A 15,043-nucleotide genomic window follows, 5' to 3' on the forward strand; every position below is an offset into this window, starting at 1 on the left:
GAGCAGACATGAACGCCCACGACACCGCCCCGGTGCCGCCACCCGGCTGCCCGGCCCACGGCTCCGGCGCCCGGGTGCCGCTGCACGGGCCGGAGTTCGCCGCCGACCCGCAGGCGTACTACGAGCACCTGCGTCACTACGGGGCCGCGGCCCCCGTCGAACTCGCCCCGGGGGTCGAGGCTACGCTGGTCACGGACTACGCGGCGGCGCTCCAACTGCTGCAGGACTCCGGAACCTTCCGCAAGGACGCGCGCCGCTGGCGGGCCTTCAACGAGGGCAGGATCAGCCCGGACAGCCCGGTCGCACCCCTGCTGGCCTACCGTCCCAACTGCATGTTCGCCGACGGGGCCGACCACCTCAGGCTGCGCCAGGCGGTCACCGACAGCATGGCGCGGGTGGACACCCGGCGCCTGAGCCGCAGCACCGAGCAGATCTCGGGCTACCTCATCTCCCAGTTCGCCAACCGCGGTTCGGCCGACCTGCTCGGGGACTACGCCAAGCAGCTGCCGCTGTTCGTGTTCAACGAACTCTTCGGCTGCCCCGCCGACATCGGCGACCGCGTGCTGTTCGGCATCTCCGGCATGTTCGACGGCGTCAACGCCGAGAAGGCCACCGCGGTCCTCTTCCAGGCGGTGGGGGAGCTGGTCGCCCTCAAGCGGCGCAAGCCCGGCGACGACGTCACCTCCTGGCTGATGCGGCACGAGGCCGGTCTCGACGATGAGGAGATGGTCCACCAGCTCGCCCTGCTCCTCGGTGCGGGCGCCGAGCCCCTGCGCAACCTCCTCGGCAACACCCTGCACCGGCTGCTCACCCACGAGCGGTACGCCCGTGAGGGCGGTCTGATCGACGAGGCGCTGGACGACACGCTGTGGGAGAACCCGCCCATGGCGAACTACGCCCCGCACTATCCGGCCGCCGACACCGAACTGGCCGGACAGCAGCTCCGGGCGGGCGACCTCGTCCTGGTCAGCTTCGCCGCGGCCAACACCGGCCCGGCCCTGTCGGCCTCCCGCGAGGCGGGCAGCAACCGGGCCCACCTCGCCTGGAGCGCGGGCCCGCACGCCTGCCCGTCCAAGGAACCGGCCCGGCACATCACGGTCACGGCCGTCGAGCACCTGCTCAACGAGCTGCCCGACGTCGAACTCGCCGTGCCCGAAGACAGCCTGACGTGGCGTCCGGGGCCCTTCAACCGGGCACTGGCCACGCTGCCGGCCCGGTTCACCCCGGTGCGCTCCGCACGGCGTGCCGAACCGGGGCAGGCCGCCGCGGCGGCCGAGCGGGAGCAGACGGCGAACACGGCCCGCCCGGCCGAACACAAGGGCATGTGGAGCCAGTTCCTCAACTGGCTCACACGGTGATCTGCGCAACACCTCCACAACCCGCCCCATTCGCATGAAGATCGAACGGCACGGGTAGTGAGCAACGCGGTACTCAAGTTGCTTACGAGTCAAAGGAGGTGTCGTGGACCACATATCCACGAACGCCGCTTTCCCGGCGCCGGACCCCCTGATACCCGCCCCCCGAGGCGGGTATCACTTTGTGCGGCTCCGACCGGGGACGGGCCGGTGACCGCCGCACCGACGGGCACGGGCCCGCGGCACACACCGACGCTCGGTTCTCTCACGGGCGGTCAGCTGCGAAGACTCGGGGGGGTCGCGGGCCTGTCCCGAGCCGACGTCGAGATCTACGCACAGGTCCTGACCGAGTCACTGGGCCCGGCGGCCGAGCGGCCGCTGAGCCTGCCGCCGCCCACCCGCACCTTCCTGTCCGACGACCACACCCCCGTGGAGTTCTCCCTCTCCTTCCGACCGGACGCGGCACCCTCCGTGCGGGTCCTCGTCGAACCCGGCTGCGGCGCAGACAGCCTGGCTCACAACGGCCGTGTCGGACTCGAGGCGATCCGGGCCATGGCGCGGCGCTGGCACTTCGCCACCGACGTCCTCGACGAACTCCGGGACCTGTTCCTGCCGCCCGCTCCGCAGGGCCCCCTCGCCCTGTGGTGCGCGCTGGAGCTGAGGCCCGGTGGCGTACCCAAGGTCAAGGTCTATCTGAACCCGGCGGCAGGCGGGGAGGAACGTTCCGCCGCGACGGTGCGCGAGGCTCTGCGCCGGCTCGGGCACCGGCAGGCGTACGACGGTCTGCCCCGGGGCGCCGGACACCCGTTCCTCGCCCTGGACCTCGGGGACTGGGCGGAACCCCGGGTGAAGGTGTACGTGCGGCACGAGAACCTCTCGGCCGGCCAGGCCGGGCGCCTGTCCCGGATGGACTCGGGCCCCGGGCCCGCGGCGGTCGAGGGGTTCTTCCGCACGGCCGCGGGTCTCGGACCCGACGCGACGGGGCTCGGCGGAAGGCCCGGCCTGTCCTGCCACTCCTTCACCGACACCACAACCGCACGGCCGAGCGGATTCACCCTGCACATCCCGGTCAGGGACTACGTCCGGCACGACGGGGAGGCTCTGGCCCGGGCGTCGAGAGTGCTGCGCCACCACGGCATGGACGCCTCCGTGCTCGACCGCGCCCTGGCGGCCCTCACCGAGCGGCGGCCCGAGGACGGGGTGGGCCTGATCGCCTACCTGGCCCTGGCCCACCAGCGGGACCAAGCCCCGCGGATCACGGCGTACCTCTCCTCGGAGGCGTACGCGGTGCGGCCGCCGGCCGTGGAGACCGCCGGCCGACCGGTGCCGGTGTCCTGACCGGACCGTCCGCACCCGACGGGGCTCCCGGTGCGATCCACCGGGAGTCCTCGTCATGGACCCGGCCGGGCGCCGTCGCGGACGCGCGCGGCGACGCCGGGCGGGGCACTCACACGGGCAGCGACTCCCGGAACCCGGCCAGGTAAGGGCCCACGTCGACCTGGATCGAGGCCCCTTCGGTCCGGCCGTAGCGCTGGACGATGCCGGTGAGGTACGTGCCGATCTCCTCGCGCATCTCCTCGGCAGCGGGCAGTGCCGCGGCACCGTCGATCAGGCGGGCGACCCACTCCGCCTGGGCCTCCACGAGACGGGTGATCGCGCCCACGGGGCGCACCAGCCCGACGAAGTACAGACCGGGCCGGTCCGCCGGGACGACCCGCCGGTACAGCTCGACCGAGCCGTCCGCCGCCACCGGGCAGCCGGCCGGCAGGAACGGGAAGGTCATGTGGAAACCGGTGCAGTAGACGACCGCGTCTGCGGGCTCGGAACTGCCGTCCGTGAACACGACCCGGTCGCCGTCGAACGAGGCGATCGCGGGCTTCGGCGTCACCGCGCCGTGCCGGATCCGGCTGAGGATCTCGTCCGAGAGGGTCGTCGCGGAGGAGAAGACCGGGTGGTCGGGCTCGGGCAGGCCGTAGTCCGACAGCCTGCCGCGCGCCACCAGCAGGGCCTGCTCCACCCACTTGCGCCGCTCCTCGAAGGACATCTCGTTCCACCAGGGGGCTTCGGCGATCTCGTCGACCGACATCCCGAACAGCTGCTTGGGCACGATGTGCAGCCCCCGGCGCACCGACAGCAGCGTCCGCTCCGCGTGCCGGGAGAGGTCCGCCGCGATGTCCACCGCGGAGGCGCCGAGGCCCACCACGACGACGCGCCGGCCGGCGAAGTCGCCGCCGTCGCGGTAGTCGAGGGAGTGAAGAATCGTTCCGGCGAAGGAGTCGGCACCGGCCGGCAGGGGGTCGGGCAGGGCCGGATCGGTGTGGTGCCCCGAGGCGACGACCACCTGATCGAACCGGCGCGAGGTCCGCGCGCCGTCCGCGCCCCGGCTGACGACGGTCCACAGGCCGTCGGCGTCCTGGCGGACGGAGACCACCTCGGTCCGCAGCTCGACGTGGCCGAGCAGGCCCGCCCACTCGGCGAAGGACCGCAGGTAGGCGGCGACCTGGCTGTGCCGGGGGTAGAGCGGGTACGACTCCGGCATCGGGAAGTCCGCGAAGCCCGTCAGCTGCTTGGCGGTGTTCAGGTGCAGGGTCCGGTAGCCCGGACCGCGCTCGCCGGCCCCCGGCTGACGCCAGATCCCGCCGACGTCGGGTGCCTTCTCCAGGCAGACGAAGGAGATGCCGCGCTCCTTCAGGGCATGGCCCATCGCCAGGCCCGACAGGCCTGCACCGATCACACACACACGCACGGGACGTCCCCCCAGGATGTACTCAACCTCCCCCGATCATGCACTTACTGCCCATCCGTATCTCCACGCACACCAGAACGACCGGGGAACGGACGTGTCGGTGATCACGTTTCACGCGCCTCGCAGGTCCCACACCCGGCGGATCTTGCCGAGCGAGCGCTCCAGCGTCTCCGGCTCGACGACCTCCACCTCGACGCTGACCCCCACACCGTCCTTGACGCCCTGGGCGATCGCCCTCGCGGCGGCCTCGCGCCGCTCGGGGCCGGCGTCGAGGCGGGCCTCGACCCGTACGGTCATGTGGTCCATGCGGCCGCGCTCGGTGAGCCGGATCTGGAAGTGCGGGGCGACGCCGGGGGTGCGCAGCACGATCTCCTCGACCTGGGTCGGGAAGACGTTCACCCCGCGCAGGATGATCATGTCGTCGCAGCGGCCGGTGACCTTCCGCATCCGCCGGAAGGCGGGACGCGCGGTGCCGGGCAGCAGCCGGGTCAGGTCGCGGGTGCGGTACCGGATCACCGGGAGCGCCTCCTTGGTGAGGGAGGTGAAGACGACCTCGCCCTCCTCGCCCTCGGGCAGCACCGCGTCCGTGAGCGGGTCCACCACCTCGGGGTAGAAGTGGTCCTCCCAGATGTGCAGTCCGTCCTTGGTCTCGACGCACTCCTGCGCCACACCGGGGCCGATCACCTCGGACAGGCCGTAGATGTCGACGGCGTGGATGTCCATGCGCTCCTCGATCTCGCGCCGCATCTCCTCGGTCCACGGCTCGGCGCCGAAGATGCCGACCCTGAGGGAGCTGCCGCGCGGATCGATGCCCTGGCGCTCGAACTCGTCGAGCAGCGTGAGCATGTAGGAGGGGGTGACCATGATGATCTCGGGCCGGAAGTCCTGGATGATCTGCACCTGACGTGCCGTCATGCCGCCGGACGCCGGAATCACCGTGCAGCCGGCGCGCTCCGCGCCGTAGTGCGCGCCGAGTCCGCCGGTGAACAGGCCGTAGCCGTAGGAGATGTGCACCTTGTGGCCCGGGCGGCCGCCGGCGGCGCGGATCGAACGGGCTATGACGTCCGCCCACATGGACAGGTCGTTCTCGGTGTACCCGACGACGGTGGCACGGCCGGTGGTGCCGCTGGAGGCGTGCACGCGCCGCACGTCGGACATCGGGACCGCGAACATGCCGAAGGGGTAGGTGTCCCGCAGGTCCGCCTTGGTGGTGAAGGGGAACCTGGACAGGTCCGCCAGGCTGCGGCAGTCCTCGGGCGTCACCCCGGCGGCGTCGAACTTCTTGCGGTACAGCTCCACGTTGTCGTAGGCGTGCCGCAGGGTCGCGCGTAGGCGGTCGAGCTGGAGCTCGCGGAGCTGCTCGCGGGAGAGCCGCTCGGCGTCGTCGAGCAGGTCGTGGGGGAGGGGCTCGCCCGGTCGGGGTGCCGGGGCCGCCCCGGTCGTCGGCTCGCTGCTCATCGCGCCTCCTTCGTCGTCGTGCCGGGCGCCTCGCGCGCCGTGTCGTCCCGGGCGCTGCGGCTGCGGCCGCGGAACTCCGCGATCAGCTCGTCGCCGCGCCACACGCTCACGTCGTAGATGCCGCTGCGTCCGAACCGGGCACGCTCCTCGGCGCGGGCGACCAGCACGTCGCCCTCGCGGGCCGGGGCGACGAAGACGATGTCGGCGCCGGCCGCGACCGTGACCGGTCCGTGGCTGTTGCAGGCGCAGGCGAACGCGGTGTCGGCGAGGAGGAAGAGGAAGCCGCCGTGGGCGATCCGGTGTCCGTTGACCATCGCCGGGGTCACGGTCATCCTGGCGACCGCGGTGCCCGCGCCGTGCTCGACCAGTTCGATGCCCAGTCCCCGTGACGCCTCGTCCGCGGCGAACATCACCTCCGTGGGCGTCCGCCCAGTGGTCTGCGACACCGTATCCACCACCCGTTCTCCCGACCGACCATTCGGTTAGCTCGCGACAGGGGCAAGTAATCCAGCCACGCGGCGGCGCTGTCAAGAGTGTGACCGGCGGGCGTCCGGCTCTTGCCCGGCGCGCGGAAACACGTCACACTGAGACCGAACGAATGGTCGGTTGGGAAGCTGGTGACGATGACCACGACACACGCCGCCGAGGCGCCGCCCCCGGACGCGCCGGACGGGCTCCAGGAGCACTTCGACGCGACGATCGCGCGCGACCAGCGGGTCGAGCCGCGGGACTGGATGCCCGACGGCTACCGCAAGACGCTGATCCGGCAGATCGCCCAGCACGCGCACTCGGAGATCATCGGCATGCAGCCCGAGGGCGAGTGGATCACCCGGGCGCCGTCGCTGCGGCGCAAGGCGATCCTCTTCGCCAAGGTCCAGGACGAGGCCGGCCACGGGCTGTACCTGTACTCGGCCGCCGAGACGCTCGGCGCGGACCGCGACGACCTCACCGAGCGGCTGATCGAGGGCCGCCAGAAGTACTCGTCGATCTTCAACTACCCGACCCTGAGCTTCGCCGACGTCGGCGTGATCGGCTGGTTCGTGGACGGCGCCGCGATCTGCAACCAGGTGCCGCTGTGCCGCAGCTCGTACGGACCCTACGCGCGCGCGATGGTGCGCATCTGCAAGGAGGAGTCCTTCCACCAGCGGCAGGGCTACGAGCTGCTGATGACGATGATGCGCGGCACCGACGCCCAGCGCGAGATGGTCCAGGACGCGGTGGACCGCTGGTGGTGGCCGTCCCTGATGATGTTCGGCCCGCCCGACGACGCCTCGCCCAACTCGGCGCGGTCGATGGCCTGGAAGATCAAGCGGCACAGCAACGACGAGCTGCGTCGGCGCTTCGTCGACATGACCGTCCCGCAGGCCGAGAAGCTGGGTGTCACGCTGCCCGACCCCGAGCTGCGCTGGAACGAGGAGAGCGGCCACCACGACTTCGGCACCCCCGACTGGGACGAGCTGATGCGCGTCATCAAGGGCGACGGCCCCTGCAACGACCGGCGGATGGAGCGGCGGCGCACCGCCCACGAGGAGGGCGCCTGGGTGCGCGAGGCGGCCACCGCCCACGCCGCCAAGCAGGCCGCCCGCACGGAGAAGGGAGCGGCGGCATGAGCGCCGACAAGCCCCAGCACCACGAGAAGCAGGGCTGGCCGCTGTACGAGGTGTTCGTGCGCGGCAAGCGCGGCCTCAACCACGTCCACGTCGGCTCGCTGCACGCCGCCGACGACGCCATGGCCCTCACCCACGCCCGCGACCTCTACACCCGGCGCAACGAGGGCGTGAGCATCTGGGTGGTGCGCTCCGAGCACATCGCGGCCTCCACCCGCGACGAGAAGGACCCCTTCTTCGCCCCCAGCGCCGACAAGGTCTACCGCCACCCGACCTTCTACGACATCCCCGACGACGTCCCCCACATCTAGGAGCAGGGCATGAGTGACGACCACGTCTACCTCACCCTGGCCGAGGGACACGAGGACGACACCCGCTGGGCCTACGGCACCGGCTTCGAGGACCCGCTGCACGGCGTCGACACCACCGTCCCCGAGGGCGTCGACGCCAAGGCGCTGGCCGCCGAGTGCGTGGCGCTCGCCGACGACGCCCTGGTGAGCGCCCAGCGGCTCGCCGAGTGGGTCACGCGGGCACCGGAGCTGGAGGAGGAGGTGGCGCTGGCCAACATCGGCCTCGACCTGCTCGGCCAGGCCCGCCTGCTCTACTCCCGCGCGGGCCAGGCCGACGGCACCGGCCGCGACGAGGACGCCTACGCCTACTTCCGGGACGCCGACGACTTCCGCAACGTGCGGCTGGCCGAACTCCCCGGCGGAGACTTCGCGTTCGCGGTCGTACGGCTGCTGGTGCTCTCCAGCTGGCGGCTGGCCCACTTCCGGCGGCTCGAGGCCCACCCGGACCCGGTGCTCGCGGCGGTCGCCGCCAAGGGCGTCAAGGAGCTGACCTACCACCGGCAGTACGCCGCCGAGTGGTGCGTGCGCCTGGGCGACGGCACCGACGAGTCGCACCGCCGGACGCGCGCCGCACTGGACGAGGTCGCCCCCTACCTGGGCGAGCTGCACACGGCGTACGACGTGCGGGACGAGGTCGCCGAAGACCTGCGCCAGGTCACCGGGGCCGCCGGGCTGACCCTGCCGGTCCACCGCCCGCTGCCCGGCTCGGGCCGCGCCGGCGAACACACCGAGCACCTGGCGCCGCTCCTCACCGAGCTTCAGGGCGTCGCCCGCGCCCACCCGGAGGCGACATGGTGACCGGCGGCCCCGCACTCCTGGACGCCCACCGCGCCCGGCACGTCGCCGAGCAGGTGCCCGACCCCGAGCTGCCCATGCTGACCCTCGCCGACCTCGGCGTCCTGCGCGACGTCGAGGTGACCGGGGACGGCACGGTCGTGGCGAGCCTGACTCCCACCTACTCGGGCTGCCCGGCCATGGCCGAGATGCGGGCGGACGTCGCGGCGCGGCTGCGGGACGCGGGGTACCCGCGCGTGGAGATCCGCACCGTCCTGGACCCGCCCTGGACCAGCGACTGGATCACCGAGTCGGGCCGCCTGAAGCTCACCGAGCACGGCATCGCCCCGCCGGGGGCCGCGCCCCGGGGTCCCGTCTCCCTGGTGCTGTCGCCCACCCGGCCCGCGGTGCCCTGTCCGCGTTGCGGCTCCGCGGACACCGAGGAGACCTCACGCTTCGCCGCCACGTCCTGCAAGGCGCTGTGGCGCTGCCGGGCCTGCCGCGAGCCGTTCGAGTACGTCAAGGAGATCTGATGGCCCCGACCGCCCCCGTCCCGGCGGCCCCCGTGCGCACCCGCCGCCGTCCCGCCTTCCACGCCCTGCGCGTCGCCGCCGTGGAGCGGCTCTGCGCGGACGCCGCGGCCGTGAGCTTCGAGATCCCCGACGAGCTGGCCGGGGAGTTCGCCTTCGCGCCCGGTCAGTCGCTCACCCTGCGGCGCGAGGTGGACGGCCGGGACGAGCGCCGCTCCTACTCGATCTGCGCACCGGCCGGTTCGGCGCCGCGCATCGGGGTGCGGGTGGTGCCGGGCGGGCTGTTCTCGGCGTGGCTGGTGGAGGACGTGCGGCCGGGTGACATCGTGCAGGTGATGGCCCCCACCGGCCTCTTCACCCCCGACCTGAGCACCCCCGGCCACCACGTGCTGATCGCGGCCGGCTCGGGCATCACCCCGATGGTCTCCATCGCCGAGTCGGTGCTCGCCGCCGACGACCGCTCCACCGTCACCCTCTTCTACGGCAACCGCCGCAGCGACACGGTGATGTTCGCCGACGAACTGGCCGACCTGAAGGACCTCCACCCGACCCGCTTCCACCTCGCCCACGTGCTCTCCCGCGAGCCCCGCGAGGCGGAGGTGCTCTCCGGCCGCCTGGACGCCGCACGGCTCTCGGCGCTCATCGACTCTCTGCTGGACGTGGAGAGCGCGGACCACTGGTGGCTGTGCGGACCGCAGGGCATGGTCGCCGACGCCCAGCAGGTCCTGACCGGCCTCGGCGTCCCGGCGGAGCGTGTCCACCGGGAGCTGTTCTACGCCGACGACGAGCCCGTGCGGGAGGTCCGGCACGAGGAGAGCGGTCCCGAGGGCCCCGTCAGCGAGGTCACCGTCGTCCTGGACGGCCGCTCCACGACCGCCCCGCTCTCCCGCGAGCGGTCGGTCCTCGACGGGGCCCAGCAGACCCGCCCCGACCTGCCCTTCGCCTGCAAGGGCGGGGTCTGCGGGACCTGCCGGGCCCTGGTCACCGACGGCAGTGTCGACATGCGCCGCAACTACGCCCTCGAGGTGGCCGAGGTCGACGCGGGTTACGTCCTCACCTGCCAGTCGTACCCGGTCTCGGAGAAGCTGACCGTGGACTACGACAGCTGACCCCGGGACGGTCCGGCCCCGCTCAGGCCGGGTTGTCGCCGTGGGTGAGGGTCTCCCAGGCGACGAAGAGGTTGTTCGTGCCGGAGGGGCGGGTGCGCTCGGTCAGGGCCTGGGTGTTGGTCATGGCGAAGCCGAGGCGGTTGTGCATCGCGTTGTAGCCGACCTCGGTGACCGGGCCCAGCCCGAGGTCGAGTTCCCCGCCGCACAGCCAGTCCGGCGCGGCCGCGCCCTGCTCGTACTTCGCCTGGAAGCCGAGCGCGTGCCGCAGGCGCTCGCCGACGTCGGTGCCGTACAGGTCCTGGCCCTGGATCCGGCTGGTCTCGGCGACGTGCGAGATGGACGCGATGCCGTATCCGGTGTGGGTGAGGTCGCGGCAGGTCTCCTGGGTGAGGCCGGTGACGAAGGTGGACTGGCCCTGCCAGTACCTGACGATCTTGTCCCGGGTGTCGAGGTGCTGGCTCGGGACGGTCTTCGGCAGGGCTCCGTCGGACTCCAGGTACACGTACGCGGCCGTGCGGGTGCGGAACCTGGCCATGGCCCTGTCGTAGGAGGCCCGGTCCTCCAGGAAGACGGAGATGCCGACGGCGGCCTCCGTCATCGTCAGCTCCCAGTTGCCGTTGGAGTTCGACCCGTTGATGATCTCGGGCAGGTAGACGTCCCGGAGCATGGTGGCGAAGCGGCCGGAGTTGGCCCAGGTTCCGCCGTACGTGTACTTGATGATCTCGGCGGCCTTGGGCCAGGAGGACCCGGCCCACCCGGTCTGCAGCGGCGCGTTGCTGTCGGTGTGGTCCCGGAGCACGGCGGACCAGGCGTCCATCAGCTCGATGGACTTGCGGGCGTACCGCTCGTCACGGGTGAGGTACCAGGCCAGCGCGTTGGTGTAGGCCGCGATGGCGTCCTCGCGCTCGTCGGTGCAGCCGTGGTTCGGGTTGGAGTAGGAACCGCACTCCACCACCGCTCGGGGCTTCGGGGTGCGGTTCGGGTCGGCGTACCTGCTCGCCGTCAGCTGGTCGAAGGCGCCCTTCCAGGGCTGGGCCCCGGCGGCGACCTTGGCGCGGACGAAGTCGAGTTGCCCCTGGGAGACGGTGACTCCGGGGTGCGTGAACGCGGCCGGTGCGGCGTCCGCGCGGGGAGCGGCCGGGCCGGGGCCGGCCAGCAGGGTGCCGACGAGGGCGGCGGTGAGGGTCGCGAGGAGCGCGGCGCGAGATCTGCGGTGACGGCGCGTGGGAGCAGAGGACATGTGGGGGGTCCATCCGTTCGAGTACGTGAACGCTGAATGTCTTTCTGAACGTTCGGCTGCGCCGTGACGATAGGTAGAGACCAATGGGGCGTCAAGGGGCCACGCGAGGAACGCGGAGAGGTCCGGGCCCGTGAAGGCGCGCGAACACTATGAACGCAACGGCGGAAGGGGTGGCTCCGGCTCCGCCGCGTTCCTAACATCCCTGCTCGCAGCGCGACTTCGCGCCGGACCGCAGCAGAGCACGTCAGGAGCCGCACCTTGCCCACACTCCACGCTCCCGCGCACGACGCCGGGCCCACCCGCCGCAGAGGCCGCTCCGCGGTGCTGGCCGCCGCGCTCGCCGCCGTCCTCCTCGGCACCCTCGGCAACGTGACCGCCGCCCCCGCGCGGGCCGCCGATCAGCCTGCGGGCGCGCAGCCGGTGGCCGCCGACTGTCCGCCCGCCCTCGCGGACCAGGCCACCTGCTACACCGGCCAGGACGCCAACGGGGCCTTCTACGCGATGGCCGTGCCGCACCGCTGGAACGGCTCCCTCGTCGTGCACGCGCACGGCGGCCCCGACCTCGGCGACGCCTCCGACCCGGCCCGCAGCACCGAGGACCTCGAACGCTGGGCGGTGATGGTCGACCAGGGATACGCCTGGGCCGGCTCCTCCTACCGGCGCGGCGGCTACGGGGCCCGCATGGCGGCCGCCGACACCGAGAACGTACGCCGCCTGTTCACCGACCGGTTCGGCCGGCCCGAACACACCTACCTCCACGGCCAGTCCTGGGGCGGCAACGTCGCCGCCAAGGCCGCCGAGACCTACGGCCGGCGGCCCGGGGCCTACGACGGGGTACTGCTGACCAACGGCGTCCTCGGCGGCGGTTCGCGCGGCTACGACTACCGCGTGGACCTGCGGGTGGTCTACCAGTACTACTGCCACAACCACCCGCGCCCCACCGAACCGCAGTACCCGCTGTGGCAGGGCCTGCGCCCCGGCTCCACCATGACGACCGCCGGCCTGCGCGCCCGCCTCCAGGAGTGCACGGGCTACGCCTCCGACCGGGCGGACCGGACCGCGTCGCAGCAGCGCAACCTCGACGACATCCTCGCCGTCACCGGCATCCCCGAGCGCACCCTGGAGTCCCATCTCCGGTTCGCCACCTTCACGTTCCGGGACATCGTGACCAACCGGCTCGACGGGCGGAACCCGTGGAGCAACCGGGGGGTGCGCTACACGGGCTCGCACGACGACAAGGCGCTCAACGCCGGTGTCGAGCGCTTCTCCGCCGACCCCACCGCACGCCGGGACCTGTCCTGGGACAGCGACCTCACCGGCAGGGTCTCCCTTCCCGTCCTCACCCTGCACGCCATCGACGACCCCACGGCGTTCGTCGAGCACGAGGCGGCCTACCGCGCCACGCTCCGGGGGGCCGGCCGGGACGGAAACCTCGTCCAGACGTTCACGAACGAGCACGAGCACAGCTCGCTGAGCGACTCCGAGTACGCCAACTCCCTCTCGGCGCTGGACGCCTGGGTCCGCACCGGACACAGGCCGAGCCCGCGTTCGATCGCCGCCGGCTGCGCCGCCTTCGACGCGGCCTACGGCGACGGCTGCTTCTACGACCCCGGTTTCCACCCCGCGCCGTACGCCTCTCGGGTGCGGCCCCGTCCGGGCGGCCTCACCTGGCCCGCCATGACGGCCGCGCAGGAAAGGGCGTGGAGCAGGATCGAGGGCGTCGGGATCGCGCCCTAACGCCGCTCCTCCAGCACCGCCCGGATCACGTGGCGCGCGTTGCCGGCCATCGCGGGGTTGGTCCCGCGGTGGTACGGCAGGGCGATCAGTGCCTGGGAGAGGGTGCGGCCCCGGCCGCGCCGCCAGGTCGCCGCGTCCACGCCGAGTGCCTCGCGGAAGACCTCCCTCGCGCCGGACGGCAGCAGGTTCCACGCCGGGAAGAGGTCGCAGGCCGGATCGCCCACGCCCATGCACCCGAAGTCGATCACCCCGGACAGCCTGCCGCCGGTCACCAGCAGGTTGCCCGGCATCAGGTCCGCGTGCAGCCAGCGCGGCGGTCCGTTCCAGGCCGGGGCGTGCAGCGCGTCCTGCCAGACCTCGGTCAGCGCGTCGCAGTCGACGTCCTCCTCGGGCAGGCCGCGCAGTTCGTCGAGCGCGGCCCGCGTCGACGCGTCGAGCGTGGCGAGCGGCCCGCCGCGGTACGCCGTCGGCGCGTCCGGCAGGGTGACGCTCCGCATCGCCGTCACGAACCCGGCCAGATCCCGCGCCAGCGACACCGGATCCGCCAGCCCTCCGGCCTCGGGGATCTCCCCGGGCAGCCACCGGTAGACCGACCAGGGCCACGGGTAGTCCTCGGCCGGCGCGCCTTCCCCGAGCACCTCGGGCACGGCGGTGGGCAGCAGCGGCGACAGCCGGGGCAGCCACTCCCGCTCCGTCACCACGTCCGCCACGCCGCCCCTGACCAGCGGCAGCCGTACGACCATGTCCTCGCCCAGCCGGTACATCGCGTTGACCGTGCCGCCGGAGGGGTGGCGCCGGACGGGCAGCCCCGCCCACTGCGGGAACCGGTCTTCGACCAGCCGCCGTACCAGACGGTCGTCGAGGGCGTACGGGCCCCGATGTGTCTGCCCTGGACTCATGGGCGTCATCCGACCCTTCGACGCGGACGGCCGTCAAATGCTTTCCCGGCCGGCCCGACGGCCCACCGACCGACCGACGAACGCCGCGCCTGCCGCCGTACCCGCGGCCGTCAACAGAGCGCCGGGCAGCGACCACGTGGCCAGGGGGCCCGCGACGGCCACCCCCAGGGCGAAGGCGGTGACCTTGAGGCTCGCCCCGGTGGTGAAGATCTGGCCGCGCAGATGCTCGGGGGCCTCCCGGTGGCGCACCGCGAAGAGCGCGGTGAGCTGCGGCCCTTCGCCGACGCCGAGGACGAGTGCCGCCACGACCAGGGCGACCGGCCGCCCCGTCGCCGCCAGCGCCAGCGCCGCGGCCTGCACCAGGGCCGAGAGCCGGACGACCGTGTCCGGGGCGACGGAGCGCGGGTGCCGCGCGAGTACGGCGTTGGCCGCCAGGGCGGAGACCGCCGCGCAGGAGAACAGCAGGGCTCCGCGCCCGGCTCCGCCGAGAACCCGTGCGCCCAGCAACGGGACACAGGCCGTCAGCATGCCCTGGGCGGCACAGCAGACGACCGAGACGAGGGTCGCCCGGGCCAGCGGCGGAGACCGGACGACGACACGGAACCCGGCGGCGAGGGCCGCGGTCACGGGGGCGGGCCGCGCCCGGGGGACCGCGGCGGTGCGCGCCGGCAACCGCCATGCCACGGGTGCGGCGACGGCGACCAGTGCCGCGGCGACCACGACCGCCGCGGAGGCTCCCAGAACCTCGGCCGTCGCACCGGCGAGGGCCGGACCGGCCAGGGCGGCCGCGCCGAAGGTCATCGCGTCCAGCGCGTTGGCCCTGGGCAGTCGTGGGGCCGCCGCCACTCTCGGGAGCTGCGCGGTCCAGCCGCCCGACAGTGCCGGGCCCAGCAGCCCCGTGAGCACCGCGAGCAGGACGGTCCAGGCCGTGGGGAGGCGGCCGAGCCCCGCGAGGATCGCCGCCAGTCCCGCCGCGTACAGCGCGAGTGCGCAGGCCAGGAGCCGGCCCGGCCGCACCGCCCGGTCCAGGAGAGCCCCGAGCACCGGTCCACCGACCGCGGCGGCGACCGTGATGCCCGCGAGCAGGGACGACGCGCCCGTCGCCGATCCGGTGACGGCGAGCCCGGCCAGCAGCAGCGCCGGTCCCGACATCTCGTCACCGGCGCGCGCGGCCGTCGCCCCGGCCAGGTAGGAGCGTACGGAGTAACCCTTCGGCATCCGGCCGACGGTACGGAGGT

Annotated in this window: 14 protein-coding genes; 8 read left to right on the forward strand and 6 right to left on the reverse strand. The window is 73.1% G+C overall.

Annotated features, from left to right (window positions below):
• Positions 1 to 8 precede the first annotated feature (8 nt).
• Together OHA99_RS34780 and OHA99_RS34785 are read left to right on the forward strand one after the other, a co-directional pair.
• Positions 9 to 1,358, forward strand: coding sequence for a cytochrome P450 (locus tag OHA99_RS34780; protein ID WP_153181388.1), 1,350 nt, complete (start codon positions 9 to 11; stop codon positions 1,356 to 1,358).
• A 207-nt stretch (positions 1,359 to 1,565) separates the two neighbouring features.
• Positions 1,566 to 2,693, forward strand: coding sequence for a tryptophan dimethylallyltransferase family protein (locus OHA99_RS34785; protein WP_405698731.1), 1,128 nt, complete (start codon positions 1,566 to 1,568; stop codon positions 2,691 to 2,693).
• Positions 2,694 to 2,802: 109 nt separating this feature from the next.
• Here the strand turns inward: OHA99_RS34785 and OHA99_RS34790 are convergent, their stop codons facing one another.
• The 3 genes from OHA99_RS34790 to paaI form a co-directional block, all read right to left on the reverse strand.
• A complete protein-coding gene (locus OHA99_RS34790) occupies positions 2,803 to 4,101 on the reverse strand; it encodes a flavin-containing monooxygenase (protein ID WP_381587167.1) in 1,299 nt (432 codons plus the stop codon).
• A gap of 111 nt (positions 4,102 to 4,212) precedes the next feature.
• Positions 4,213 to 5,559 (reverse strand): phenylacetate--CoA ligase PaaK, encoded by a 1,347-nt coding sequence (gene paaK, locus OHA99_RS34795; RefSeq protein ID WP_405698733.1) that lies wholly within the window; start codon positions 5,557 to 5,559, stop codon positions 4,213 to 4,215.
• Positions 5,556 to 5,969 carry a hydroxyphenylacetyl-CoA thioesterase PaaI gene (gene paaI, locus OHA99_RS34800; RefSeq protein WP_405699047.1) on the reverse strand — a complete coding sequence of 138 codons (414 nt, stop codon included), beginning with the start codon at positions 5,967 to 5,969 and terminating at the stop codon, positions 5,556 to 5,558. Before paaI ends, paaK begins: the two co-directional genes overlap by 4 nt.
• A gap of 213 nt (positions 5,970 to 6,182) precedes the next feature.
• On the opposite strand from paaI, the gene paaA reads away from it, so the two are divergent.
• From paaA to paaE, 5 genes are read left to right on the forward strand one after another with little or no spacing between them, the layout of a single operon-like run.
• On the forward strand, positions 6,183 to 7,169 hold the full coding sequence (gene paaA, locus OHA99_RS34805) for a 1,2-phenylacetyl-CoA epoxidase subunit PaaA (RefSeq protein WP_153181393.1): 987 nt from the start codon (positions 6,183 to 6,185) through the stop codon (positions 7,167 to 7,169).
• Positions 7,166 to 7,477: a 1,2-phenylacetyl-CoA epoxidase subunit PaaB gene (gene paaB / locus OHA99_RS34810; RefSeq protein WP_007388027.1), complete on the forward strand. Its 312-nt coding sequence runs from the start codon at positions 7,166 to 7,168 to the stop codon at positions 7,475 to 7,477. Before paaA ends, paaB begins: the two co-directional genes overlap by 4 nt.
• Positions 7,478 to 7,486: 9 nt before the next feature.
• A complete protein-coding gene (paaC, locus tag OHA99_RS34815; protein ID WP_405698735.1) occupies positions 7,487 to 8,314 on the forward strand; it encodes a 1,2-phenylacetyl-CoA epoxidase subunit PaaC in 828 nt (275 codons plus the stop codon).
• The gene (gene paaD / locus OHA99_RS34820) at positions 8,308 to 8,823 is read left to right on the forward strand and encodes a 1,2-phenylacetyl-CoA epoxidase subunit PaaD (RefSeq protein WP_165686941.1); all 516 of its coding nucleotides are present in this window, start codon (positions 8,308 to 8,310) and stop codon (positions 8,821 to 8,823) included. The genes paaC and paaD overlap by 7 nt, the downstream gene beginning before the upstream one ends.
• Positions 8,823 to 9,929: a 1,2-phenylacetyl-CoA epoxidase subunit PaaE gene (gene paaE / locus OHA99_RS34825; RefSeq protein WP_405698737.1), complete on the forward strand. Its 1,107-nt coding sequence runs from the start codon at positions 8,823 to 8,825 to the stop codon at positions 9,927 to 9,929. Before paaD ends, paaE begins: the two co-directional genes overlap by 1 nt.
• Before the next feature lie 22 nt (positions 9,930 to 9,951).
• Here paaE and OHA99_RS34830 read toward each other — a convergent pair whose 3' ends face one another.
• Positions 9,952 to 11,169: an alginate lyase family protein gene (locus OHA99_RS34830; RefSeq protein ID WP_153181396.1), complete on the reverse strand. Its 1,218-nt coding sequence runs from the start codon at positions 11,167 to 11,169 to the stop codon at positions 9,952 to 9,954.
• A gap of 258 nt (positions 11,170 to 11,427) precedes the next feature.
• Here OHA99_RS34830 and OHA99_RS34835 point away from each other — a divergent pair, with 258 nt between their 5' ends.
• The gene (locus OHA99_RS34835) at positions 11,428 to 12,906 is read left to right on the forward strand and encodes a DUF6351 family protein (RefSeq protein WP_153181397.1); all 1,479 of its coding nucleotides are present in this window, start codon (positions 11,428 to 11,430) and stop codon (positions 12,904 to 12,906) included.
• Here the strand turns inward: OHA99_RS34835 and OHA99_RS34840 are convergent.
• Positions 12,903 to 13,805 (reverse strand): aminoglycoside phosphotransferase family protein, encoded by a 903-nt coding sequence (locus OHA99_RS34840; RefSeq protein WP_266572479.1) that lies wholly within the window; start codon positions 13,803 to 13,805, stop codon positions 12,903 to 12,905. The genes OHA99_RS34835 and OHA99_RS34840 overlap by 4 nt on opposite strands.
• Positions 13,806 to 13,838: 33 nt before the next feature.
• On the reverse strand, positions 13,839 to 15,023 hold the full coding sequence (locus OHA99_RS34845) for an MFS transporter (protein ID WP_153181398.1): 1,185 nt from the start codon (positions 15,021 to 15,023) through the stop codon (positions 13,839 to 13,841).
• Between the last annotated feature and the right edge of the window lie 20 nt (positions 15,024 to 15,043).

Source organism: Streptomyces coelicoflavus, assembly GCF_045041415.1.
GTDB classification, from domain to species: domain Bacteria; phylum Actinomycetota; class Actinomycetes; order Streptomycetales; family Streptomycetaceae; genus Streptomyces; species Streptomyces coelicoflavus.